At 43.8% G+C, this 22,906-nt stretch carries 19 protein-coding genes; 11 read left to right on the plus strand and 8 right to left on the minus strand.

Features of this window, described 5'->3' with window-relative positions; translation table 11 throughout:
• Positions 1 to 244, minus strand: a 244-nt coding sequence (locus IQ270_RS17455; RefSeq protein ID WP_193974422.1) for a hypothetical protein, incomplete at its 3' end; no start/stop codon positions are given.
• A gap of 256 nt (positions 245 to 500) precedes the next feature.
• On the opposite strand from IQ270_RS17455, the gene IQ270_RS17460 reads away from it, so the two are divergent.
• From IQ270_RS17460 to IQ270_RS17475, 4 genes are all read left to right on the plus strand, one after another.
• On the plus strand, positions 501 to 824 hold the full coding sequence (locus IQ270_RS17460) for a helix-turn-helix transcriptional regulator (protein WP_193974423.1): 324 nt from the start codon (positions 501 to 503) through the stop codon (positions 822 to 824).
• 15 nt (positions 825 to 839) lie between these two features.
• Positions 840 to 1,529 carry an ImmA/IrrE family metallo-endopeptidase gene (locus tag IQ270_RS17465; protein WP_193974424.1) on the plus strand — a complete coding sequence of 230 codons (690 nt, stop codon included), beginning with the start codon at positions 840 to 842 and terminating at the stop codon, positions 1,527 to 1,529.
• A gap of 62 nt (positions 1,530 to 1,591) precedes the next feature.
• Positions 1,592 to 1,831 carry a polymorphic toxin type 33 domain-containing protein gene (locus tag IQ270_RS17470; protein ID WP_106147659.1) on the plus strand — a complete coding sequence of 80 codons (240 nt, stop codon included), beginning with the start codon at positions 1,592 to 1,594 and terminating at the stop codon, positions 1,829 to 1,831.
• Between the two features lie 23 nt (positions 1,832 to 1,854).
• A complete protein-coding gene (locus IQ270_RS17475; RefSeq protein ID WP_193974425.1) occupies positions 1,855 to 2,286 on the plus strand; it encodes a DUF4279 domain-containing protein in 432 nt (143 codons plus the stop codon).
• 589 nt (positions 2,287 to 2,875) lie between these two features.
• Here the strand turns inward: IQ270_RS17475 and IQ270_RS17480 are convergent.
• A complete protein-coding gene (locus IQ270_RS17480; RefSeq protein ID WP_228056458.1) occupies positions 2,876 to 3,832 on the minus strand; it encodes a transposase in 957 nt (318 codons plus the stop codon).
• A 311-nt stretch (positions 3,833 to 4,143) separates the two neighbouring features.
• Between IQ270_RS17480 and IQ270_RS17485 the strand changes: the two genes are divergently transcribed.
• Entirely contained in the window at positions 4,144 to 4,986 is an 843-nt protein-coding gene (locus IQ270_RS17485) for a RimK family alpha-L-glutamate ligase (RefSeq protein WP_193974426.1), read from the plus strand.
• A gap of 71 nt (positions 4,987 to 5,057) precedes the next feature.
• Here IQ270_RS17485 and IQ270_RS17490 read toward each other — a convergent pair whose 3' ends face one another.
• Positions 5,058 to 6,893, minus strand: coding sequence for a hypothetical protein (locus IQ270_RS17490; protein WP_193974427.1), 1,836 nt, complete (start codon positions 6,891 to 6,893; stop codon positions 5,058 to 5,060).
• 129 nt (positions 6,894 to 7,022) lie between these two features.
• Positions 7,023 to 8,156 (minus strand): restriction endonuclease, encoded by a 1,134-nt coding sequence (locus IQ270_RS17495; RefSeq protein WP_193974428.1) that lies wholly within the window; start codon positions 8,154 to 8,156, stop codon positions 7,023 to 7,025.
• Positions 8,157 to 8,320: 164 nt separating this feature from the next.
• Here IQ270_RS17495 and IQ270_RS31170 point away from each other — a divergent pair, with 164 nt between their 5' ends.
• The gene (locus IQ270_RS31170) at positions 8,321 to 8,818 is read left to right on the plus strand and encodes a hypothetical protein (protein ID WP_228056459.1); all 498 of its coding nucleotides are present in this window, start codon (positions 8,321 to 8,323) and stop codon (positions 8,816 to 8,818) included.
• A gap of 104 nt (positions 8,819 to 8,922) precedes the next feature.
• Here the strand turns inward: IQ270_RS31170 and argS are convergent, their stop codons facing one another.
• Positions 8,923 to 10,680 (minus strand): arginine--tRNA ligase, encoded by a 1,758-nt coding sequence (gene argS / locus IQ270_RS17505; protein ID WP_193974429.1) that lies wholly within the window; start codon positions 10,678 to 10,680, stop codon positions 8,923 to 8,925.
• Positions 10,681 to 10,934: 254 nt separating this feature from the next.
• Here argS and IQ270_RS17510 point away from each other — a divergent pair, with 254 nt between their 5' ends.
• Positions 10,935 to 11,330 carry a hypothetical protein gene (locus IQ270_RS17510; protein ID WP_193974430.1) on the plus strand — a complete coding sequence of 132 codons (396 nt, stop codon included), beginning with the start codon at positions 10,935 to 10,937 and terminating at the stop codon, positions 11,328 to 11,330.
• 9 nt (positions 11,331 to 11,339) lie between these two features.
• Here IQ270_RS17510 and IQ270_RS17515 read toward each other — a convergent pair whose 3' ends face one another.
• The gene (locus IQ270_RS17515) at positions 11,340 to 11,573 is read right to left on the minus strand and encodes a hypothetical protein (protein WP_193974431.1); all 234 of its coding nucleotides are present in this window, start codon (positions 11,571 to 11,573) and stop codon (positions 11,340 to 11,342) included.
• Positions 11,574 to 11,949: 376 nt separating this feature from the next.
• On the opposite strand from IQ270_RS17515, the gene IQ270_RS17520 reads away from it, so the two are divergent.
• Together IQ270_RS17520 and IQ270_RS17525 are read left to right on the plus strand one after the other, a co-directional pair.
• Positions 11,950 to 13,341 carry a malic enzyme-like NAD(P)-binding protein gene (locus IQ270_RS17520; RefSeq protein WP_193974432.1) on the plus strand — a complete coding sequence of 464 codons (1,392 nt, stop codon included), beginning with the start codon at positions 11,950 to 11,952 and terminating at the stop codon, positions 13,339 to 13,341.
• Between the two features lie 115 nt (positions 13,342 to 13,456).
• Positions 13,457 to 17,299, plus strand: coding sequence for a PAS domain S-box protein (locus IQ270_RS17525; protein WP_193974433.1), 3,843 nt, complete (start codon positions 13,457 to 13,459; stop codon positions 17,297 to 17,299).
• 84 nt (positions 17,300 to 17,383) lie between these two features.
• On the opposite strand, the gene IQ270_RS17530 is transcribed toward IQ270_RS17525, so the two are convergent.
• Together IQ270_RS17530 and IQ270_RS17535 are read right to left on the minus strand one after the other, a co-directional pair.
• On the minus strand, positions 17,384 to 17,866 hold the full coding sequence (locus IQ270_RS17530) for a GNAT family N-acetyltransferase (RefSeq protein ID WP_193974434.1): 483 nt from the start codon (positions 17,864 to 17,866) through the stop codon (positions 17,384 to 17,386).
• Between the two features lie 249 nt (positions 17,867 to 18,115).
• On the minus strand, positions 18,116 to 20,296 hold the full coding sequence (locus IQ270_RS17535; RefSeq protein ID WP_193974435.1) for a tetratricopeptide repeat protein: 2,181 nt from the start codon (positions 20,294 to 20,296) through the stop codon (positions 18,116 to 18,118).
• A 99-nt stretch (positions 20,297 to 20,395) separates the two neighbouring features.
• Here IQ270_RS17535 and IQ270_RS17540 point away from each other — a divergent pair, with 99 nt between their 5' ends.
• Together IQ270_RS17540 and IQ270_RS17545 are read left to right on the plus strand one after the other, a co-directional pair.
• A complete protein-coding gene (locus IQ270_RS17540) occupies positions 20,396 to 21,058 on the plus strand; it encodes a glycoside hydrolase family 108 protein (protein ID WP_193974437.1) in 663 nt (220 codons plus the stop codon).
• Positions 21,059 to 21,630: 572 nt separating this feature from the next.
• Positions 21,631 to 22,764 (plus strand): serine/threonine-protein kinase, encoded by a 1,134-nt coding sequence (locus IQ270_RS17545; RefSeq protein WP_193974436.1) that lies wholly within the window; start codon positions 21,631 to 21,633, stop codon positions 22,762 to 22,764.
• Positions 22,765 to 22,906 lie beyond the last annotated feature (142 nt).

Raw genomic sequence — 22,906 nt, forward strand, 5'->3', positions numbered from 1 at the left:
CTTTTGGTTCGGGATATTTGTACTCCAGCATCGCTTCCTGTTGAGCTTGAATAATCCGCAGGGCGGTGAGCAAATGCTCTAACGTTTCTAAGTGCGCTGGGGTGAAGTGGATGCTGAAGCCTTCGCCATCCCGCGCGTAGCCCGGACAAACCAGTGAGGCCGAGCTTTGTTCTTCGTGGGTGGCGATGTATAGCCAGTCATCGTCTTCGAGCTTGTAATGCGTGTCTGTCCAGGTTCTCAGCATTTGCTATCTGTTCCTCCTTAATTTGCTGCGTACAAGCGTTTTGACGCCCAGCGCCGATCGCTCCTCTAAAGTTAATGGCGCTATATGTAGGGCTTTGGTTGGGATAATTTGCACCTTTAACCATACCCGTGCGGTTAGATAAGTTGATTAAACCGTCAACTAAACCTATGGTAGCGCGTGTTGATTTTCCCGTCAAGTATCTTGTTGAATTTTTCATCAAAACAGGCTAGAATGCTTGTCAGGAGGCAAAAAAACCGTGGAACAAACATTTGGAAGACTGATCCGTAAAGCTCGGAAGGACAAAGCTTACTCACAACGTGAGCTGGCTGCTATGCTAAGTGTGGATTTTACTTATTTGTCGAAGTTGGAGAACGATCGAGCGGATTATGCGCCAAAAGAGGACGTAATTCGAGCATTGGCGCGGAATCTCGACATAAACGAAGAGGAACTGATTTTTCTGGCGGGTAGGCTGCCTCAGCAGTACGAAGCGCTGCTGAAGCAGAATCCGAAGGAAATGCAGGCTCTTTTCCGCCGGATGCAAGAAAATCCAGATTGGCTCAAACAATCTTTTGAAGCGTAAGAGAGGCCCCTGATAGTGAGTATTTTTAAACCGTATTGCTTCTATCCCAAAGAATCGATCGAGCGTTTGGCAAATGACATTTTAATGCAGATGCAGAAAACGCAAATTTTTGCTCCGAGATGGCCTTTTGATGCGACAACGGTTGCTGATTTTCTGGATTTGGGCGTAGTTTGGGAGTGCATTGAGCCGGACTCCGAAGGTGCGATCGCGGCGAGGATTTTACCGCAGCAGCGCTTAATCGAAATCAACGAATTGATTCTCGAAAAACCGCCGGGGTTCATCGAATCGACGATCGCCCACGAAATCGGCCACTGGGTACTGCACGTCAATCAAGACGAAGCAGAGGGTACTGTGGAACAGTTGGAACTCAATTTGGGCGATACAGAAAAAACAGCGTCTGATGTCGAAGAACCGTTTGTTTGTCGGGGTGCGATCGCGAATACCAAAATTGCGTCGATCGAATGGCAAGCCCAATATTTTGCAAGCTGTTTGTTAATGCCCCGAGTTGTTTTGGAAGATAAAAGAAAGGGACGCGATTTAACAAAATGGTCGCATTTATACAAAATGAGAGATGAATTGGGAGTCAGTATTTCCAACTTGACAAACCGCCTGCAAGAGTTTGACTGGATTTACATTCCCAAGGGAACGCGCGAGATTTATGCCGGGAAAGATGCGGCAAACGGGCAGCAGCGGTTGTTTGGATAAAATTTGATTCAATTTGAGGTTTGAGAGAAATGTTCAAACCTCAGCTTTTTTTGGTGTAAGGAATGGCGGAAATAATATCAGGGAATAGTGCAGAAGAGCGAAACTGGAGACAAGACAAGCTGCTTACCAAGCAGGAGATTGAGAGATTGAAAACAGGAGAAATTGACATACACGAAATCAAAAACGAAGAAAATGCCTCTAAAAAAGACCTTTACAAAGACAGAGATGGAAACATATATGTCAAACCTAAAGGCGGTATGAGTCCGGGCGAACCAACAGATATAAACATTAATGATTTCTAATCATATTAAACAGGAGTTTGAGGATGGAATCAGAGATTTACGCTTATTTTGCCTTAATTGGAACTGACTTATCTCCAGAAGAGGTAACAGAAAAAGTCGGCATAAAACCAAGTAAAACTTGGAAAATTGGCGATTTAATTCACTCAAAGGCTACTATCCGCAAAAAGTACAATGGCTGGAGAGTAGATTCTCAACTTAGCAAGTCGGACGACTTAGAATCTCACATTAAATCTGTGATGGAACAACTTCAACCGGGATGGCTATCTTTGGTAGAGTTGTGTAAGCATTGTAAAGTCGAGATTTCTTGCGTCATTTATTACAAAAGTGGCAGCATCCCAGCGATTCATTTTGATAAATATATTGTTGAAAAAGTACATCAATTGAATGCGGCAATTGATGTAGATTTTTATGTTTTGCCAGAGGAGACTGCCTCGGATGAAGCAGTAGCAGCATGAGGGGTATAGGGCAATACGGTTCACTTAAGACAGATACCCCCTAACCCCCCTTGAAAAAGGGGAGTAGGGGGTGGGACAAGAATGCTCTCAAAGTCCCCCTTCTTAAGGGGGATTTAGGGGGATCTCCGGCGCATAAATAGTGTTAACTGTAGTTTAGACTAAAAAATGAGCGCAGCTAAAAGTAGCCACCTTTGAATCTTCGGCAAGCTGTTACTCAAAAACTCAAGAGGGATCAGATTAAATAACTAATCTTGAAGACTTTTTACGTCGAGAAACCCGTTTTTTGACAGTGGGATAGCACGGTGCCTTGGTACGTACCTTTCCTTTTTCCCAACCGGGGGATTTTCCCCTCTGTTTAGGGATTTTTGTTGGAGTCCCAATGTCAACTAAAAGGGAAAACATTGATTGAGCAACACGTCCAGGGGTTAAATTAATCGTAGCAGATTGCCAAGGTAATACATTCTCAACCACTAAATCCCTAGCTAGCCAGAGTTGCCAACTCATTAATGGCATTAAATCACTCCAACGCTCGGATTGTTCAGGGGTTCTCAAATTAGGCAATGTCCAATGCAATCTTTGCTTGGCAAACCTATACCAATGATCCACTCTCTTTGCGTCGTAAATATTTGAACCAGACTGTTTTTAGAGGGAGAGTTCGTTCTCCCACCCAAGCCAACCATAAGGGTGGAAATGGCTGACCATTTGACATGGGCTTCATTCTTTCGATCAGAATTAAATTGACTCTTTGTTCAGGGGCGCGATAAAAATGCAAGTCAATCCATTGTCTGAGGAGGACTTTTCCCAAATCTGGATGTTCGTCAATTTCAATCTCTGTATTTGCTTGAAGCCATGTGGTTGGGTCATTGAGTCTCATTTTTTGCCCATGTTTCCGTGGTCTACCGCGACCACTATAAGCTGGTGGTGCTGACCATAAGCAGGCATTTTTTCGGACTCTCATTAAACAATCAGCAGGGATGTCCGCTTGCGTTAGCGCCAGTACCCAACTTGCATTGCCATATTCTCGGTCTAAGACTGCTAAAACTGGATTGACGCTCTGTTCACAGACAAGTTTGAGTTGGGAGGCTGCTTGAAGTATGGGTGAAGACCCACTACTAATTCGTTCATGGAGTAGGGGTAATGCCCAACTTCCGTGAGCTTCAGGTATCCAGGCAATTGTACTGTACCCCTGTCCAACTATGGAGCCCTTCTGATATTCATGGGTTCTGTCTTTTAATGTTTTGGCATCTGGTCTCCCCCATGCAGTGTGGTCGATTGCCACTAATATGTGTTCCGTTGGGGGTGCTTCTTCCTGTAATTGCTCCAGATACAGCAGCATGAGTTTTTTCCGATCAGGTCTACAGTCTTGTAAGGCTTCATAAATGCTCTTGCATTGACGTTTGAATAATGGATTGAGGGAAAATTCCGCTAAACATGACGCATTTCTTGTGGTCATCACTGCATCCATCAGCTCGAATGTGGCATCTTTCGCTCGTACCAATAAATCGTATGCTGCTTGACGAAAGTCCTTTAATCGTTCACTGTTCATTTAAGGAGTGGATAGGTTTTGTTTTCACCCTCATTCTCTCCTGGCGCGGTGGCTCTAGTTCTTCTTTTGCCACCGTTCTCATCTTTGGTTAGTCTAAACTACAGGTGTTAAGTAAACCGTATTGGGGTATAGGGTTGTTCTGCAAAGAGCGATCGCCCTTTTAGTCTCATTGCTTCCTCCTGTGGTACAGTATGAATGAAAAAAATCAAGGCTTACGCATGGTGGCTAGAAACCGGGTTTCTACGAGTTTTAAGAAACCGGGTTTCTGAGGTCAGGGCGCGTAAGTCCTAAAAATTTATCCTGTTCAAGTTATGCTAACGAATATTGAAATCCTGCTGGCAGCTTGTGAGGAATTAAATATCGCTTACGAAATCCTGCATCCTACCCAAAACTTGATTAGAATCAAACAAGGCGGGGAAGAATATTATTTTGTCAATTACATGACACCATTTAACAGCGCGTCAGCAGCAGAGATTTTTAAAGACAAAGAATATACTTATCAAATCTTAAACGGCAAGATAAATACTCCCAAAACTCTCAATTTTGTCTCGCCTCACTGCGAGGAGAAGTATAAAAAATATTTAACTTTCCCAGATATTGAATCAATGGTTGTAGAAGTAAATAAAATCTTTGCTTTTCCAGTTATTCTCAAAAAAAATCGCGGTGCTGGTGGCAACAATGTTTTTTTGTGTAAAACTATAGAGCAAGTTAAAGCAGCTCTACAAATTATATTTAACGTCAACAGCAAAGATTATGACTATGTGGCGCTAGCTCAAGAATATATCGAAATTGTCCGCGAATATCGGGCTGTATTCTGCAAAGAAAAGCTAGTTTTGCTGTACGAGAAAGACAAATCTCAGGCTGAATTTGCGGGGAATTTAAGCCCGCTGCACTGGGAAGGTGCAAAAGCCAAACATATAATTAATCCCGCTCTTATGTCGGAGATTGAAGATTTTGTTAAACCTGTTTTTGATGAAATGGCGATTAATTATGCTGGGCTTGACATTGCGCTAGATAAAAACGGAGTATATTGGTTAATTGAAATTAACTCAAGTCCCAATTACGATATTTTTGTCAGAGATAACGATCGCCAAATTGTCGTAACAATGTTTAAAGGTCTTCTGGAGAGCTTGATTTTTAACAAAAAGCCGTAAATGCTCCATTTTAATTTACTCGATCACATTTAGATGGAATGTACTGTAAGGTGTAGAGTAGCTGAAAGGCTTTAACCTAAATAGTTTTCAGCCAATAACTTAAAATTCACATTTTTAAATTTAATGTAGCCATCCATGAAAGTCGAGCTATCTTGTAACAATTCTGAATCATCCGGTAGGTAGCTAGGGAGCCAAAAGCTACTCCGAATACTCAAATTACTGTATTGATCGTTTCTCTTCTCTAAAGCCTTTTGAAGCAAGTGTTCATAAACAAACTGCTTACGAACGCTTCTGCGTTTAATTTCCTCAATTTTGTTTGGATCTTGGAAGTATTTAGTGTCTAAGTATTTGATGTCGATTATTTCACAAAAACATTCATCTTGATTTAAAAAATGTCGAATAAAATTATTAAATTTTTCCCCGATCAACTTATAATCTTTATCCCGAAAAAGTGAAGCATTGAAAACATCATCTCGGGAACCTTTATATAAAGAACCAGAAAATATACCCAAAGGTTGAAGAATTTCTTTGTTAAATCTATCCCAGTCCGTAATCTGTTTTGTTAGGGCTAAATAAAAGAAATGATTGAAGTAATACATCTGATGCAAAGATTCTAAATCAAGCGGAAAATCAATTTCCCAAAATGAGTAGAAATTGTTGGGTAACGGAGCATTAATAATCACCTTCCCCGAACTATCAATCTTATATAATTCCTGTAATTTATTGATTGTATGATTGTTCGTTTCTTGACCAATATAACCAACGCTTGGGTTACTATCAATATTAAGACATTTGATGATGGTTTTATAGCCATAATCATTCCAATTATTAGCATACACTTTATAAGTCTTATCACCCTTGATTTTATTGGTAATCGATTCAAAGACAATTGCATCTGGCTTCAGTGAAGAACCATTTATATTGAAAGCATTTGATAAGTTAATGAGCTTAGTAGATAATTTTGCTCTTTCCACGGTTTTAGAACTTAGATAGCGATCATCTAAGTGCAGAAGCAATGAGGGATCGGTTATTTGTACTATATACGTCAAACACATCGACTCCCAAACACTATGAAAATTTTTAATTCCCCAAATTTCACCATTTTCTGCATGATGCCAATTGCCATAAATAAATAACTTGATTGCTTCATAATACTGCCAATAATCAGCATCTTTTATGGGTGTGTTATGGTCAATTGTTTCTAAGGCATCCTTGAGTATATCTAAAACCTGCTCATAACTATGTTCATCAAAAAGACTGTCTTGATTTCCGAGATGGTGCTGACGAAATCGCTCAGCTAATGCTGTAATTTCAGCATTTACTACCTCTCCAAGTTGCTGCTTAATCTCGCAAAAGATATAGCAATACATCGTGACAATATCAGTAGATTCAAATTGCATTACTCGTCGTGGAAGTAGCATTTCATCGACATAAGCTGCATGATTAGGTAAATACACAGCTTGATGTAAGTATTTATGAATCTGGCTGACATCAAACTTGTTACTTTTGCCCAATCGATAAGCAAGAGCTAAAATTTTGGGTTCCTCATAAGCCTTCAAAAAGTTAGTAATAATGTCCAGCTTCGAGTAAAATATATTTTCTGAATCGTCTTCCTCATCTTCGATTTCAGAACCCCGATGACTGTTAATTACACCATCACGATCCTGGGTGCCAAACTCATCAAGATCATCTATATAACCTTTCTCAATACAGATTTCTTTAAAAGTGCCGAAAATTTTATATAGTAGGAAAAACAAATCTCGTTTACCTACAAATGTGTCAAGCTCAGATAGTCGAGCATCAAACCCTTTAGGTAGATAAAAGTACAGTTCGTTATCTTTCTTTTGAATGCCAACAAACGAGTAATTATCGGGGACTATTAACTTTAACGAATTGAAGTTAATCATAATTGGCAAATCCTCTAAAATATAGCAACCGCCTTAGCAGTTAGAATACAAAGCGTAATACATTTGTGAGTGCATTTCTGAGGTGATCACACCGATCTAGATGTTTACGAATTGGGTTTTATTCCCATATTATAGGTCTAATTCTTCGTCGTCCATTATAATGCCATGATTTTCTTGACCAAGATTACATACTTTGATCATAAATTCTTCTGTCAAATCGATAAAATCTGAATAGCCTGTTAATTTTACTGATGGCTTATTTGGAGTCGATAAAAACTGCTCTAACGGTCGTTTATCTCTTGCAAATACACTATCCCAAAGATAAAACATTAATTTATCTTTTACTTGGCTAAGCTCCACTTGATCGTTTTCTGGTTTAATGAACCACCAACCAATTTGTTTATCTTCAATCCGCCGAATCACCTGATGATTTGATTTAATCAATTGATTGATTCCAAAAATACAGTATGGCCACTTTTTTACTTCCTCCTCTTCCTCATAGTTGATTACTAGCTTCACATCTCGTAATGCTTTTGGAATATGTGCGTCTCCTACTGGAGCATCAACGTATTCCCAGTCCCACCGCCGCTTAAAGGCACTGTCAAGGTAGTAAATTGATTCATCCGAAGTATTAATTGTCGCGAGAATTGACAAGTTATGTGGAATATTAATTCGCCGTTGTTGTAGAAGGCTAAATACTCTGCTACCATCAGAATTTTCTTCTTTTAATTCATCTTTTCTTCTTTGACAAAAGTCTTCACAAGGTATTTTGGTCTTTCCTTCTTTGATTTCAATTGTTCCATCTTGAATAATTGGCTTTAGGCGCATTGCTTCCAGTAAGCCAACTAACTCCATGTCAGAAATATCCACTTCATAACTTGACCAGCCATCACTTTCGCGATCGAGCAACTGAAATACAGTACCAAAAATAGCGGCCGCATTTCCTCGATTTAATTCATCAATTACGAGCAAATAATGGTCTTTCTTACCATCAATTAAACCTTGGTATGCCATTCCCAAAATGCGAATGAAATGCCCTGGATAAAATTTATAAATAACCGAGTTTCCTTGGGTGAGTGGCAATAATTTCCCCATAAAATCAGCATAGGTGTACTCTGGATGAAACACTGTCTTGACAGTGTGAGTAGTGTCATCCAATGGAATTCCTAATTTATCTCTAGCAATTTCCCGAATATGGTAGCTTTTTCCAGTCCCTGGACTACCGAAGAGAATCTTTTGAATCGGCTTAATATCGTCAGGCATTAGGGCTATCTAGTATCAATTTCAATATTTTACAGTAAAAATCATAACATACTCTCTTTGGCAGCATCGAAAAATATTCCCATTAGCCTGAAATTTGACGCAGAAAGGGGCGATCGCACTTCTGCACACGCTAAAATAAAATTAGTCACAATTCCATCAAAAAAATGACAACACAACTACTAGAACTAGAGGGAACGTGGGAAGAAATTCTCGCCCAATCAGCTAAATTTGCCGATCGCAGAGTTCGCATCATCGTTCTTGCTAACGAAGATGAAGAGGTACTCCCATCTCCCGAAGAAAGCTTTCGGCAAGCATGGCTGGAAATAAAGACCGGAAAAACTAGACCTGTATCGGAACTGTGGGAAGGTATTGATGCAGCGATCGAGATGATGCAGTCTCTGCCAGAAACTTTACAGCAGCAAGTGGCAGAATACTTGAAAGAGTATATCGCAGACTTAAAAGATGAGCTTCAATGGGACGAATCTTTCCAGAAAACGCAACCGCAACTTGTGGCTGCTGCCCAACGCGCAAAACAAGAAATTGCTCTTGCTGACGAACCTTTGAAGTCAGCAGAAGAGTGTTTTCGCCAAGGATGGCACGAAGCAATGACAGGAGAGACTGTACCGCTTTCTGAGCTGTGGGATGGAATTGATGCAGAATAATCCTCCTTTGTTGGATCGGAATGATTTAACCGCAGAGAACGCAGAGAACACAGAGAAAGAGAAGAGAAAGAGATGAATAATTCCGATGAAGAGCGAATTTGATATCACATCCTCTCCAAGACTTGAATTCCTAACAATCCTAATCCTAACTTCAAAGTCCGCGCCGTCAAATCGCACAAAATTAGCCGCGAAGTCCGCAATGGTTCCTCAGCTTTCAAAACCGGACATTGTTCAAAGAATTGATTGAATTTCTGACTCAATTCAAACAAATACTGACAAATTCGATTCGGCAATAAATCGCCGCCAACAGCATTCACAACTTCATTCAATTGCAATAAATGCTTGGCTAATACCAACTCTGCATCGGACTGCAAAATTACTTTTGCACCAGCATCTAAGTTATCAAAATCAATCTCTCCTTTGCGCCGAATTCCCTGGACGCGGACGTAGGCGTACAGCATATATGGTGCGGTATTTCCTTGTAAGGCGAGCATTTTTTCGTAACTAAATACGTAGTTGCTGGTGCGGTTTTGACTTAAGTCGGCATACTTGACGGCACTCAAACCAACTGTTTGAGATACGTTGGCAATAAATTCTTCGGTTTCGTTTCTTTCTTCTGCTTTTAGTCTATATTCTAAATCTTGGCGCGTGCGGACAATTGCTTCGTCTAATAAATCCTGCAATCGCACGGTGTCGCCTGAACGAGTTTTTAATTTTTTGCCGCCTTCTCCCAATACTAAACCGAAGGGAATGTGGACAATTTCCACATCTTCTGGAATCCAATTGGCTTTTCTGGCTACTGCAAATACTTGGGCGAAATGGTTGGCTTGTCCCGAATCGGTGACGTAAATCAAGCGTTTTGCGCCGTCTTCTTTGATCCGGTAGCGCACTGCTGCTAAATCGGTGGTGGCGTAGTTGTAGCCACCGTCGCTTTTTTGGACAATTAGCGGTAGCGGTTCGCCTTCTTTGTTGGTGAATCCGTCTACAAATACGCATTTGGCGCCGTCGCTTTCTACTAGCAAACCTAACTCGGTTAAGTCTTCGACTACTGCGGGTAATAATGGATTGTAAAATGATTCGCCGCGTTCGGTTAATTTGATATCGAGCAAGTCGTAGATTACTTGGAATTCGCGGCGGGATTGATCGCACAACAATTTCCAAGCGCGCCTGGTGTCTGCTGCGCCTGCTTGCAGTTTTACTACTTCTTGGCGGGCGGTTTCTTTGAAGGTTTCGTCTGTGTCAAACCGCTGTTTTGCTTGGCGATAAAATGCGACTAAATCGCCTAAGTCGAGGGCGTCAGCAGTTGTTAATGCTTCGGGGTGTACTTCGCGCAAATAGGCGATTAGCATTCCGAATTGGGTGCCCCAGTCGCCGATGTGGTTGATTCTGATTACGTTGTGGCCTTGAAATTCGAGGGTGCGGGCGATCGCATCGCCGATGATTGTCGATCGCAAATGTCCGACGTGCATTTCTTTGGCGATATTCGGGCTCGAAAAGTCGATCGCCACTTTCTGAGGCGTTTGAGTCGGTGAAATCCCCAAACGCGAGTCGGCGGCGATCGCGCTGATCTGCGCTTCCAAATAAGCGGGTTTCAGCTTCAAATTGATAAAACCCGGGCCGGCGATTTCTGGGGTTTCGCAGATGTCGCTAATATCTAGGTTTTCGACGATCGTAGAGGCGATCGCCCGCGGTGGCTTACCTAACTTTTTCCCCAAACTCATCGCCGCGTTGCACTGAAAATCCCCAAACTTGGGATTATTCGCAGGCGCTAGCATCAGATCCGTATCGGCATAACTTTCGCCGAATGCCGAGGTGAAGGCTTGTTCAAATCTTGTTTTTAATTGTTGGGCGATCGAGTTCATCTTTAGTATTTTGATTTGATACTTAGTGTTTTTAACTTATGTATTTGTACTTAGCTTTTGCTGCAGATGCGATTTTCATCACTGGCAGTGCTAACACAGAGTACATTTTATCACAGTTGCGACCGCTACACAAACCAAAAAAGATCACATCTTGTCAACGATCTCGATCGCCATATAATTTAGTTAAATCACTTAGATTAAGGTATGTTAATATTTTTTCAAGGCTCGCAAAAATCGCACGAAAGGAAGTAATTATGTTATCTCAACCTGTTTTTGGCGATCGTTCTTTGACAACCGCCTTTTATCAAGCAGTAATCGCTCGCTTCGATCACCCTCTGAGTCTCTCGACTCAAGCACTGTTGCGAGAGTGCACCCTCGGCTTCGCCCCTTCTGTCGAAGGAGTCAAAACCTTTTTCATCATCGCGCCGAGTCTGGATGCAGCAGAGCAGCTAATTGGAAAAATCGACAGCATTTTAGAGCGAGTTGCCGAACTGATGGCTGGAGTCGGACAAGTTGCCCTGTGCATCGTTCCCCCCGGCAGCGAGGCAGAGCAACCGATCGATCGGCAAGAGTTTGAAAAAGTTCCCGCCGATTGTCTGGCTTGCAAATTATTTACTATTATCTGTGCCGATGCTGCGACAGATCGCTAAAATTGACAGTCAGCAAACCAACAAATCGCTGTGCAGGAACCAAGCGGTGCGAGTGCCAACATCAGGTATATTGCCTGTTAGTTCAGTCGCTGGAATTCTGGGGCAAAGCGTGCAGGTAATTCGATCGAAAGCAACGTTGCACTCGCTATCGAAGAGTGCTAAACAAGCAGTCACAATTAATATACCAAAAGCCCGCTTGTGAGTCGATCTGATTTTTACCTGCCAGCTCAAACAGCCGTGCATCTACTTTTTACCTCCCCAATAAAAGCCGCCAAAAAGCCGGAGCAACTCTCCAGGTGTCTCGATTCAAAAGACAGCAGCAGGAATGAGGCAGTAGGGTGCGTCAGCCCGCAGTTTCGCTCCAATTCAAACACTTTGAAACTGACGCACCATAGGGCGATATATCCTTAGTAGTTAGTAGGGTGCGTCACTCCCAATTTTTGACACAATTCAAACACTTTGAAACTGACGCACCCTAGGGGTTCTGTAGTGCGATCGCTCTGCCGAAATCAGAGAATTTGTTAAAATTTTAAGGTAAAAATTTTAATTATTAAATTTTAGGTCTAATATTGGCGATAAAATCTAAAATTGAAATTCTCAAATCTCAAATCAAGCAATCATGGTAAAACTGACACCGAACCCCAGCTTTAGTTTAACGATTCGCGTTGCTCTGCCGAACCAGCCGGGAATGCTCGCGGGCGTTACCAGCGCCATCGCTTCTGTGGGCGGCAACTTCGGACAAATCGACTTGATCAACCAAACCCGCGCCACTACAATTCGCGATATCACCGTCGATGCTTCGAGTACCGAGCACAGCGAAGAAATAGTCCAAGCAGTGAAAGCGTTACCGGATATCAAAGTGATCGACGTGTACGATCGCACTTTCAACTTGCACCGCGGCGGAAAAATCAGCGTAATTAGCAAAATTTCCCTCAAACGCCAGTCGGATTTGGCAATGGCTTACACCCCTGGAGTCGGCCGCATCTGCACTGCGATCGCCAATGACCCCCAACAAGTTTACAACCTCACAATCAAACAAAATACTGTTGCCATTGTTACCGACGGCAGCGCAGTTTTGGGATTGGGAAATCTCGGCCCAGCCGCCGCACTGCCAGTCATGGAAGGCAAAGCCATGCTATTTAAAGAATTTGCGGAGATTGACGCATTTCCTATCTGCTTGAACACCCAAGATACCGAAGAAATTATTCGCACAGTGCAGAACATTGCCCCGGTTTTTGGCGGAGTAAATCTCGAAGATATTTCTGCTCCCCGCTGCTTTGAAATCGAAGCAAGATTGCGGGAAACTCTAGATATTCCGATTTTTCACGACGACCAGCACGGCACTGCGATCGTCAGTTTGGCAGCATTAATTAATGCCTTGAAAATCGTTAAAAAAACCCTCGATCAAGTGTGTATCGTGATTAACGGTGCCGGTGCGGCCGGAGTCGCGATCGCCCGCTTGCTGCGCCAAGCAGGTGCCGAAAACATCATCATGTGCGACTCCAAAGGTATCCTCTCCAAAGACCGCACGGATATGAACCCAGAAAAATTAGAATTTGCAGTGCCTTCGGGCGGTACTTTGGAAGATGCGATCGCCGGTGCTGATGTATTTTTAGGTGTCAGTGCCCCTGGCGTGCTCACCCGCTCTATGGTGCGTTCGATGGCCGAGAACCCGATTGTTTTTGCAATGGCAAATCCGATTCCCGAAATTCAGCCAGAATTAATTACCGAGGATGCGGCGATAATCGCCACCGGACGCAGCGACTACCCAAATCAAATTAACAATGTTTTGGCATTTCCGGGGATATTTCGAGGTGCTTTGGACTGCAAAGCTAGCACGATTACCACCAGTATGTATTTGGGTGCAGCTTACGCGATCGCCTCTTTAGTCAGCCCTTCCCAGCTTGACAAAGAACATATTATACCGTCGGTTTTTGACGAAAGAGTTGCCGTTGCTGTCGCTGGTGCAGTGCAGTTGGCTGCCCGAAACGAAGGTATTGCCCGCGATTAATTGAACGAAGAAGGAAGAGGGAAGTTATTTCTTCTTCCTTACCGAGCGATCGAACTCACAGCAATAAACCAGATAATAAAGATATAATTAGATAACCCAAGTCCAGCTAGGTCAGATGCAAAGCCTGTTAGGAGAAGACCGGAGCGATCGCAGCAACCGCCAATTACTAGAACTCAGTCCCATCGGGCTGGCATTGTGCCGGACAGACGGAACTTTTATCGACGTAAATCCAGCTTTTGCAAGTACGATCGGGCGCACAGTTGCAGAAACTCTCAACCTCAATTACTGGGAAATTCTGCAAGCAGACTGCGCTGGTAGAGAAAAATATCTAGAAAATCCAACTAAAAATAGCTGCACGCGATCGTGCGCGGCAGCATACAAACATAAAAATAACTATCTCGTACCCGTGCGGATTTCCCAGCGGACAATTGAAACAGAGGGAGAGTCAGCGATTTGGCTGAGTGCGATCGAAAATTTTAACGGTAAAGATGAAAATAGCGAGCCGCTAGAATCAGCGCCGCACTGCAATTCACAACATATAGAAAAATTTCTGACAAAGCAGACTGCCGAACTGGCAAAAACTCAGGAACTACTCCAAGAAAAAATTGCCGAACTCGAACTTGCAAAATCGCAAGTGCAACTGCAAAATCAAATTTTAGACCAAATTCACGAAGCGGTGATTTGCACGGATGCAAACGGCTCAATCACAGGTTGGAATCAAATCGCTCAAAGACTTTACGGCTACGATAAAAGTGAAGTAACAGGTAAACATATTAGTCTGATTTACCCGCCTCAAAAGCAAAAGTTAGTATTAGAATCAGTGACCGAATCGCTAGAAAAAAAAGGCGAGTGCGAACTAGAAATTACTATGCGCCGCAAGTCCGGGGAAGAATTCTACTCGCACTTTTCAGTGGCTCTTCTGAAAAACGTTAGCGGCGAAGTGTTGGGGATTGTTGGCTGCATCAGGGATCTTAGCGACCGCAAAAATTTAGAACAAGAATTAGCACAGAAACAAGCACTATTTGATAGCTTTTTTCACGAGGCGCCGGCGGGAATTTGCATTTTTGACTCGCAACTGCGGTACGTGCAAATCAATCAATTTCTAGCAGAAATAAATTGCCTCACTCCCGCAGAACACTTAGGCAAGACTCTCCGCGAAATACTGCCGCATCTCGCTCCAATGGTAGAGCCTTTGTACGCAGAAATATTGAAAACGAAAACTCCGTTAATTAACATCGAGATGAGCGCTGAAAATCCCAGACGGCCGGGGGTTGTCGGACACATGACAGGCTCTTATTTTCCTCTGTTCGACAAAGACGGTGAGGCGATCGGCATCGGTGCACTCGTGATTGACATTAGCGATCGCAAACAAGCAGAAGCAGCACTGGAAAAAAGCGAACAGCTATACCGCACGATGGCAAGCAACATTCCTAACGGTGCGGTGATGCTGTTTGATACAGAAATGCGCTACACCCTGGTAGAAGGTAGAGAATTAGCAGCAGTGGGGCTTTCCAAAGAATTGATGGCAGGCAAGACAATCTGGGAAGTATTCGAGCCGGATTTTTGCGCTGCTGTCGAGCCAAATTATCGGGCAGCGCTGGCTGGAGAAACGGTTGTAACAGAATTTACTTACCGCGATCGCATCTACCTCGCTTACACTTTGCCAGTCAGAAACGAACGGCAAGAAATCACCGGTGGATTGTTGATGACTCAAAACATTACTCAGCGCCAATTGGCAGAAGAAGCGCTCAGGGAAAGCGAGGAAAAATACAGGTGCATTGTCGAGACAGCCGATGAAGGCATTTGGATGATCGATGCGGAGAGTAAAACTACTTTTGTCAACCAAAAAATGGCCGATATGCTTGGCTGCACCGTAGAGGAAACGATCGGAGAGTCAGTATTTTCTTTCATGGATGCAGAAGGCATCGCGATCGCCCAATCCATTGTCAACCGCCACCGTCAAGCAATTAACGAACAGCTAGATTTTAAGTTCCTGCGCCGAGACGGGAGCGACTTGTGGGCGATGGTTTCTACTAATCCCTTACCAGACAAACAAGGGCGCTATATTGGCTCTTTGGCAATGGTTGCCGACATCACCGATCGCAAGCAAACAGAAGCCGCATTGCAGCAGTCGGAAGCTAAATTTCGCTCGCTCTACGAATTAACCAGTTTGCCTGTTTTGATGTTATACCACAGTGGCATAACTGATGCGAACGCAGCCACCCTCAAACTATTTGGCTGCACCGCCCCGCAACAGTTGTACGGCAAAAACCCCGGCAAACTGTCCCCTGCTTTCCAACCCAACGGTAAAGATTCTTTGAGCATGGCAGAGGAAATGATGGCGATCGCCCTGGAGCGGGGAAACCACCGTTTTGATTGGCTGCACTGGCGCTTAGACGGTACTGAGTTTCCCGCAGAAGTCGTGCTGACAGTCATCGAAGTGGGAAATCAAAAACTTATCCAAGCAGTCATCCAAGATTTAACCGATCGCAAATTTGCAGAAGAAACATTAGTGCGATCGGAACAAGCGCTCAGACAGCAAGCTCAGAGAGAACAACTGCTCAATCAAATTGCCAACCAAATCCGCACTTCTTTAGATTTAGACACAATTTTAGCAACCGCAGTTCAAGAAATTCGCAATTTGATGCAGGTAGATTGGTGCATCTTCATTTGGTATCGCCCCAACAGCAATCCTCCCGTTTGGGAGGTGACTTGCGAAGCAAAGAATCCAGATTTGCCGAGTTTGATCGGTACTTATGCTGTAGACGACCAATCTAGTGTCGCAGTGCAGCAGATTTTGCGCCGAGAAATTCTGCAAATTGATGATATCAGCACTTTTGGAGAGGCAGAAGTGCGCGCAATTTTCCAGGCATTTAAAGTTAACTCAGTGCTGTCGCTGCCGGTGCATACTGCTTCCGGCGATGTAGGGACGATTAGCTGCTATCAGGCTGTGTCCGCGCGCAATTGGAGCGATTCGGAAATCGAACTGATGCAAGCTGTAATTGCTCAAATTGCGATCGCGGTAGACCATGCCGAACTGTACGCCCAAACCCTCACCGCTGCCGAATTAGCTCGCTCTAAAACTCAACAGCTAGAACAAACTTTGCACCAACTTCAGCGCACCCAAACTAAATTAATTCAAAGTGAAAAAATGTCAAGTTTGGGACAGTTAGTCGCAGGTGTCGCCCACGAAATTAACAACCCGGTTAATTTTATTTACGGCAATCTCAGCTACACCAGCGAATACACTCAAAACTTGCTAAAAATACTGCAACTTTACCAGCAGCAATACCCGCAGCCGCCCGTCACAATTTTAGAGGCAAGAGAAGACTTTGAAATTGATTACATTGCTGAAGATTTACCGAAAATAATATCATCTATGAAAGCCGGAGCCGATCGCATCCGCGACATAGTTTTGAGCCTGCGGACTTTCTCAAGATTGGACGAAGCCGAAATGAAGCAAGTTGACATTCACGAAGGCATAGAAAGCACGCTGCTGATTTTGCAAAATCGCCTGAAAAATAAACCCGATCGCCCGCCAATTAATCTTATCAAAGAATACGGTAACTTGCCTTTAGTTGAATGTTATCCCGGTCAGTTAAATCAAGTATTTATGAATTTGTTGACAAATGCGATCGACGCGGTGGAACAGGAGATGAATAAATCCGATCGCGCGGGCAAAAATCTCGCAATTACGATTCGCACCGAAGTAACCGACAATAACTGCGTAGTAATGCGGATAGCTGATACCGGCACCGGGATGAGCGAAGACGTGAAACGGCGCTTGTTTGACCCATTTTTCACTACAAAACCAGTCGGCAAAGGCACAGGCTTAGGATTGGCAATTTCGCATTCTATTGTCGTAGAAAAACACGGCGGCCAGTTGTCTTGTAATTCTGTAATCGGAGAAGGTACCGAATTTGCGATCGAGATTCCGCTGCGGCAAAATAGAAATTAAAACCCGTAAAATTCCCAGAAACTGGGTTTGGGGAAAGAAGGACTTGCATTCCTCACTACGAACCTGGTTTTTTGGACTTGGCTTCTAACCTAAACATTTTACATAAACCCGATCGCACCTGGGCGTTTCCACACCAGTCGCCGGTAGATATCCGTTCTTTTCGTACAAGATCACAGCTTCCTTGAGAATGCTAGCAGTTTCGATCCAGATTTCATCAAAGCCGCGAGCCATAATTTTACTTTCCAACTCTTGCAGTAAAAATTTCCCCAAACCTTGTCTCCTCGCTGTCGGCAAAATATACATTTTGCGAATTTCCACAGCATTCTTACCGCGTTCAATCGGATAGTAAGCCGCTGTACCCACTATTTCTTCTTGCCGTTCAACCACCCAAAATTCTCCACCGTTTTTATGATAAAATAATTCTACATCATACACATCTCGATCGGCCCCGAAAGGCTCGCATTTTAAACCGTACTCTACTAAAATATCGCGAATTAAATAGAAGGCCTCAGCTCGATCGCGCGTTTCCCAGGAACGAATTAAAAAATCTAGATGTTGGGTTTTCATGGGCTGTTACAATTTATACTTAAAGGTTGATTTTAGCAACTGTAAAATTTCAGTAGTCAGTAGTCAGTAATCATTAGTCATTAGTCAGTTGGTTGGGGCGGTGGATGGTGCGTGCCCACCCTCTTAGTTGGCAGTTGGCAGTTGTTAGTAATTAACAGTCAACAGTCAACAGCGAACAGTCAACAGTCATCAGTCAACAGCGAACAGTCAACAGTCAACAGTCATCAGTCAGTAATCACTAGCCAGAATTTATCCTATTTTACACAGTTTTGCAAACACCGCATACATATCACCAGCAAACTTCTTCGGATTCCACAGCGGCGACAAATTTGCTGGATCTTTAGATTGCACCAAATGCGATTGAATTGCGCGTCTCAAATCACCATCTTTTCCCAATTTTACACCCAAATCAACATATTCCGCCCAAGACCGAGCCACACCAGTTTCCATCCCCAAAGCCTGCAAAAACGAATAACCCATCCTCGACAAAAATTGCTCTCCGGTACGAGTCACCACAGGCAAATTAAACCACAAAGCCTCTAAAGTGTGAGTTCCTCCATTATAAGGATAAGAATCCAATAAAACATCGGCCAGCAAATAGATAATTCTGTGCTCTTCCTCCGTAGCAAATCTCGGCAAAAACTTAATTCGGTGCCGGCTGACTCCCTCAGCTTCGCAAGCTTGGTGATACGCAGCTTCAAACACCGCAGCATCGCCTAAAGCTTTGTGAATTAAGACGCTGTTTGGCACTTGTTTGAGAATCGCAACTTGTGCTTTTACTAAGTCGCGGTTGAATTTTCTGCCGGGAGCGACGCACAGGTAAACTGTCTGATCTAAACCGATCCGATTCGATTTTCTCAAGGCCACCGGATCGACTCCGTACCTCTGAAAACCTGACACGGCTACAAAAGAATCCGGCATCCTAATTAGCTGCTCATCATAATATTTTTCTCGGCCTGCTGGGTGCGAGTGCCAGTCTGTAAGAAAGTAATTTTCCGAGGATATGTAAGGGGCATCAAATCCGAGCCAAGAAATACAAACTGGTGCGGGTTTTTGGTAGAGAATGTCTGCGTGAACTGGTACGCTGAGAGAATCTAAATCGACTAAAACATCCAATTCGTCTTGCTGAATTTGGTCGATAATTTCTGCGGAATTGGCAAGTCCGTTTGGATAAGTTGTGGGAAAAGTCAGTTTGCCGAGACTTTCAAATTGCTGAGTGCGATCGTCCGCAACAATTCTTTCGGAAGCGTATAAATGCAAGTTGGGTGTGATTTCCGACAATTCGCGAATGATGTCAGCGCTGCACCAACCTACAGAATGACGGCTGAAGTGATTGGACAAAAACCCGATTTTTAATTTACTATTTGCAGCTTTTGGTTGGTAACTGTAATTTGCAGGTTGAGGAAAATTAGGTTTGATACATTTGTTGGTGTATTTGTGGGCAATTAATCTGTAAAGTTGAGAGTTGGCTGCCAAGTCATCTCGCAGATAGGGCGTGCTGAATAAGAAGTTTGCATAAAGCGATTTAATTTCTACTGAACTCGCGGTTTCTAAGTTTTGCTGCAAGTACGATTCTAGTTCTAAAAATCGATCGCCCGCAATTTGATTCAATCCCGACACTTGATAGGTGCTGACGAAGTAAATCGCCGTCATAATCGGATCGGTTTCGGCACAGATTTGGCTGTATTTGTGCACGGCTTGCCGCGCGGCCGCTAAATCGCTAGTATCTCTGAGGATGCCGCACAAATGTTGGTGGGCGGCAATAAAATCTGGTTTAATTTCTAGGGCTTTTTGCAGGTTGGGTATTGCCTCTTTAAAATTGCCCTGGTGGCGCAAAACTATGCCAATTTGACAGTATGCTTCGGGTAAATCGGGTTTGAAAGCGATCGCCCGTTGCCATGCAGCCACAGCCTCATCTAACTGCCCCTCCCGCGCTAATTTATCTCCCAAATTTATGTGAAAATCTACCTGAGCCAGATGGGGATTGAGTTGGAGAGCTTTTTGCTCGTAGGCTACTGCCTCCTCAAACTGCCCTTGCTGCTTCAGCGCCCCTGCCAAATTCCAGTAAGCAGCAGCCAAAGTTGGTTTGAGTTCGATCGCCTTTTGGTAGTTGACAATCGCTTCCACCAAATGCCCTTGTTTGTAGAGCATACTCCCCAAATTAGCATAAGCCTCAGCAAAATCGGGATTTAGGGCGATCGCCTCGGAATAAAACCGCATCGCTTCCTCAATTTGTCCGCTTGCTTGCTGCACGTTACCCATTGTCACGTAAGCCGCCGCCCAATCCGGTTGCAATTCCAGGGCTTGGCGGCAAGCAGCGACTGCTGCTGCTAAATCGCCTTGGGAGTAATAGGTTTCTGCAACGACAGTCAGCGATGCAGCATCTTCTAATTTGGGTGTTTCGGATTGATTGCGAAAATCGGAATTCATTTGGCGGCCTATCTGTGCTATCAAGTTAAAGGTTGAATCTATATTATTTTGCAGAGTACCAGTTTTAGCGGAATTACGCGCGATCGTCACAGAGAATTTATGAGCGACAAGCAAGCGACACAGCGCCCACATCACATCAAGTGGAAACCAAACCTCCTGCTGGGGATACTTTTGTTAGCCTTAGCAACCCCCTTGCCTTTTGCCCAAAAGACACTCGCACAACAGCAGACAGCAAGCTTTCGGCAGAAATTATTTCAAACAGCTCTTTATTTCACCTTATATTTTGAGGGCGGATTCAGCAATCACCCCGCAGATAAAGGCGGCAGAACTTATCGGGGCATCCTGCAAACAGAATACAACTCGTACCGCTACAGTCGCGGGCTACCGCCCCTCGACGTGACGCAGATATCGGAAGCAGAGCTCCTAGAAATTTATAAATATTACTGGGATTCAAGCCTTTCGGGCACGATGCAGCCTGCTTTGGCGATCGTCATGTTTGACACCGCAGTTAATTTCGGTATTAACAATTCTATTACATTTCTCCAGCAAGCCTTGGGATTGCCACAAAGCGGCGTTTTTGACGCACGCACCAGGCAAGCATTGAAAATCGCTAACAACAAGAACACAGCGCTGCAAATGATTAACGAACGGATTATTTACCGCTACAAACGGGTGCAAGAAGATCCGAGTCAAATGGCTTTTTTCCGGGGTTGGCTGAGCCGCGATTACAGTTTGTGGGGCTATGTAAGTAAGATTAAGTAGTTGGCTGTTGATTGTTGATTGTTGGCAGTTGTCAGTTGATTGTTGGCAGTTGGCAGTTGGCAGTTGGCAGTTGGTTGTTGGCAGTTGGTAATTCGGAATTATAATTAACAAATAACCAATAAGAAATAGCAGTCAACAGCCAAATGACTAATGACTAATGACTACTGACTACTGACTACTAGCAGCCCGTCAAATTACTTTTGCCTTAGTCCCGATCGCAATCCGTGAATTCATACTAATATCGTGGACGGTTGCATCGGAATAATAAAATCGAGTCAACAGTCAGTAGGGGCGGTGGATGGTGCGGGCCCGCCCTCTTAACAGTCAACAGTCAACAGTCAACAGTCAACAGTCAACAGTCATGAGGAGTGCAACCGGAATTGATATAACACATCAACCATTTGTCAAGTAGATAGAGTTCATAAAAATCACAACTTTGATTCATAAAAATCATATTAATCAAGATATATTTCAAAAATTTAAAATCCTAGCAAATTTGTAAAAAACCGCCTATAACAAAAATATAAAAACCAAATTATAGTAGCTGCACAAGTAACTTAAGCCATGAAATTATGACGGTAGAAGAAGCAATAATCTTTTTGGACAATCTGGTGTACGAACAAACTCAAAAACGCCTAACTCGGTTGCAACAGTCGATCGTTCGAGGCGTTGTCGAGGGTTTGACCTACCAACAAATCCACCAAAACGATCCGATCGCCCGCGGGTACACAGTGGGCTACCTGGGGCGGTATGTCGGCTACAACTTGTGGAAAGACCTCACCAAGGTACTGAAGCAAGCAGAAATTATTGGACAAGAAGAAAGAGTAGTCGGAGCAAATCTTTGGGACTGCATGATCAGATCCGTACAAAAAGGCACGCAACCAGATAAATCTGTCGATCCGATGTTGCAAAAGCTGCTGCGGATGCGTTACCGAATTCGAGAACACTTTGTCAGCACCGACTGCAGCGATACCTATCTTGCTGAAGATGAAAATTTGCCCGATCGACCTTTGTGTCTCGTCAAGCGCCTGAAAAGCCAGTCAGACAGAACCAGCCAGCTATTCGATCGAGAAACGCGAGTGTTACATCGATTGGGAAAACACGATCGGATACCGGAATTGTTAGCTCGATTTGAAGAAGATGGATATTTTTATTTAGTCTATCAATTCATCGAAGGAGAACCCCTGTATCAAGAATTAATCAAAGGTCAACCCTGGGAAGAACATCGCGTTATTGCTTTGTTAAAAGATATCTTAGAAGTGCTGGTCTTCGTTCACAAACAAAATGTAATTCACCGAGACATTCACCCTCAAAACTTAATCAGGCGCGCATCGGACAGCCAAATTGTATTAATTGACTTTGGAGCAGTTAAAGAAATCGAAACTTCGCAAAACAGCACAGGTCAAACGAAATCGCGCGGTGGCACCCAGCAAGACTACATTCCCCCCGAACAAGCCATCGGTTCGCCGCAATTTTGCAGCGACATCTACGCTGTCGGAATCATCGGGATTCAAGCCTTGACAGGGATGCGCCCGAAACAGCTCAGAGTCGATAATTTAGGCAATCTCATCTGGCAGAAAAATGCAACTGTCACCCCGGAGTTTGCTAGCATTTTAGACCAGATGGTGCTGTACGCTTTCCCCCAGCGTTACCCATCAGCAACCGAAGCAATGCTCGCACTTCAAAACTTAGTTATTAGTTATTAGTTGTTGGTTGTTGGTTGTTGGTTGTTGGTTGTTGGTTATTGGTTATTGGTTATTGGTTATTGGTTGTTAGTTCGTAGGGGCGGTGCCCCCGTGCTCGCCCTCAGCGGTGCCCCCGTGCCCGCCCTCAGTTGTTAGTCAGTAG

This window comes from Microcoleus sp. LEGE 07076, assembly GCF_015207455.1.
In the GTDB taxonomy this organism is placed as follows: domain Bacteria; phylum Cyanobacteriota; class Cyanobacteriia; order Cyanobacteriales; family Microcoleaceae; genus Microcoleus.

Coding starts and splice junctions, on each gene's coding strand:
- IQ270_RS17470 (WP_106147659.1), top strand. CDS start 1,592: ATGGCGGAAATAATATCAGGGAATAGTGCAGAAGAGCGAAACTGGAGA.
- IQ270_RS17475 (WP_193974425.1), top strand. CDS start 1,855: ATGGAATCAGAGATTTACGCTTATTTTGCCTTAATTGGAACTGACTTA.
- IQ270_RS17480 (WP_228056458.1), bottom strand. CDS start 3,832: ATGAACAGTGAACGATTAAAGGACTTTCGTCAAGCAGCATACGATTTA.
- IQ270_RS17485 (WP_193974426.1), top strand. CDS start 4,144: ATGCTAACGAATATTGAAATCCTGCTGGCAGCTTGTGAGGAATTAAAT.
- IQ270_RS17490 (WP_193974427.1), bottom strand. CDS start 6,893: ATGATTAACTTCAATTCGTTAAAGTTAATAGTCCCCGATAATTACTCG.
- IQ270_RS17495 (WP_193974428.1), bottom strand. CDS start 8,156: ATGCCTGACGATATTAAGCCGATTCAAAAGATTCTCTTCGGTAGTCCA.
- IQ270_RS31170 (WP_228056459.1), top strand. CDS start 8,321: ATGACAACACAACTACTAGAACTAGAGGGAACGTGGGAAGAAATTCTC.
- argS (WP_193974429.1), bottom strand. CDS start 10,680: ATGAACTCGATCGCCCAACAATTAAAAACAAGATTTGAACAAGCCTTC.
- IQ270_RS17510 (WP_193974430.1), top strand. CDS start 10,935: ATGTTATCTCAACCTGTTTTTGGCGATCGTTCTTTGACAACCGCCTTT.
- IQ270_RS17515 (WP_193974431.1), bottom strand. CDS start 11,573: ATGCACGGCTGTTTGAGCTGGCAGGTAAAAATCAGATCGACTCACAAG.
- IQ270_RS17520 (WP_193974432.1), top strand. CDS start 11,950: ATGGTAAAACTGACACCGAACCCCAGCTTTAGTTTAACGATTCGCGTT.
- IQ270_RS17525 (WP_193974433.1), top strand. CDS start 13,457: ATGCAAAGCCTGTTAGGAGAAGACCGGAGCGATCGCAGCAACCGCCAA.
- IQ270_RS17530 (WP_193974434.1), bottom strand. CDS start 17,866: ATGAAAACCCAACATCTAGATTTTTTAATTCGTTCCTGGGAAACGCGC.
- IQ270_RS17535 (WP_193974435.1), bottom strand. CDS start 20,296: ATGAATTCCGATTTTCGCAATCAATCCGAAACACCCAAATTAGAAGAT.
- IQ270_RS17540 (WP_193974437.1), top strand. CDS start 20,396: ATGAGCGACAAGCAAGCGACACAGCGCCCACATCACATCAAGTGGAAA.
- IQ270_RS17545 (WP_193974436.1), top strand. CDS start 21,631: ATGACGGTAGAAGAAGCAATAATCTTTTTGGACAATCTGGTGTACGAA.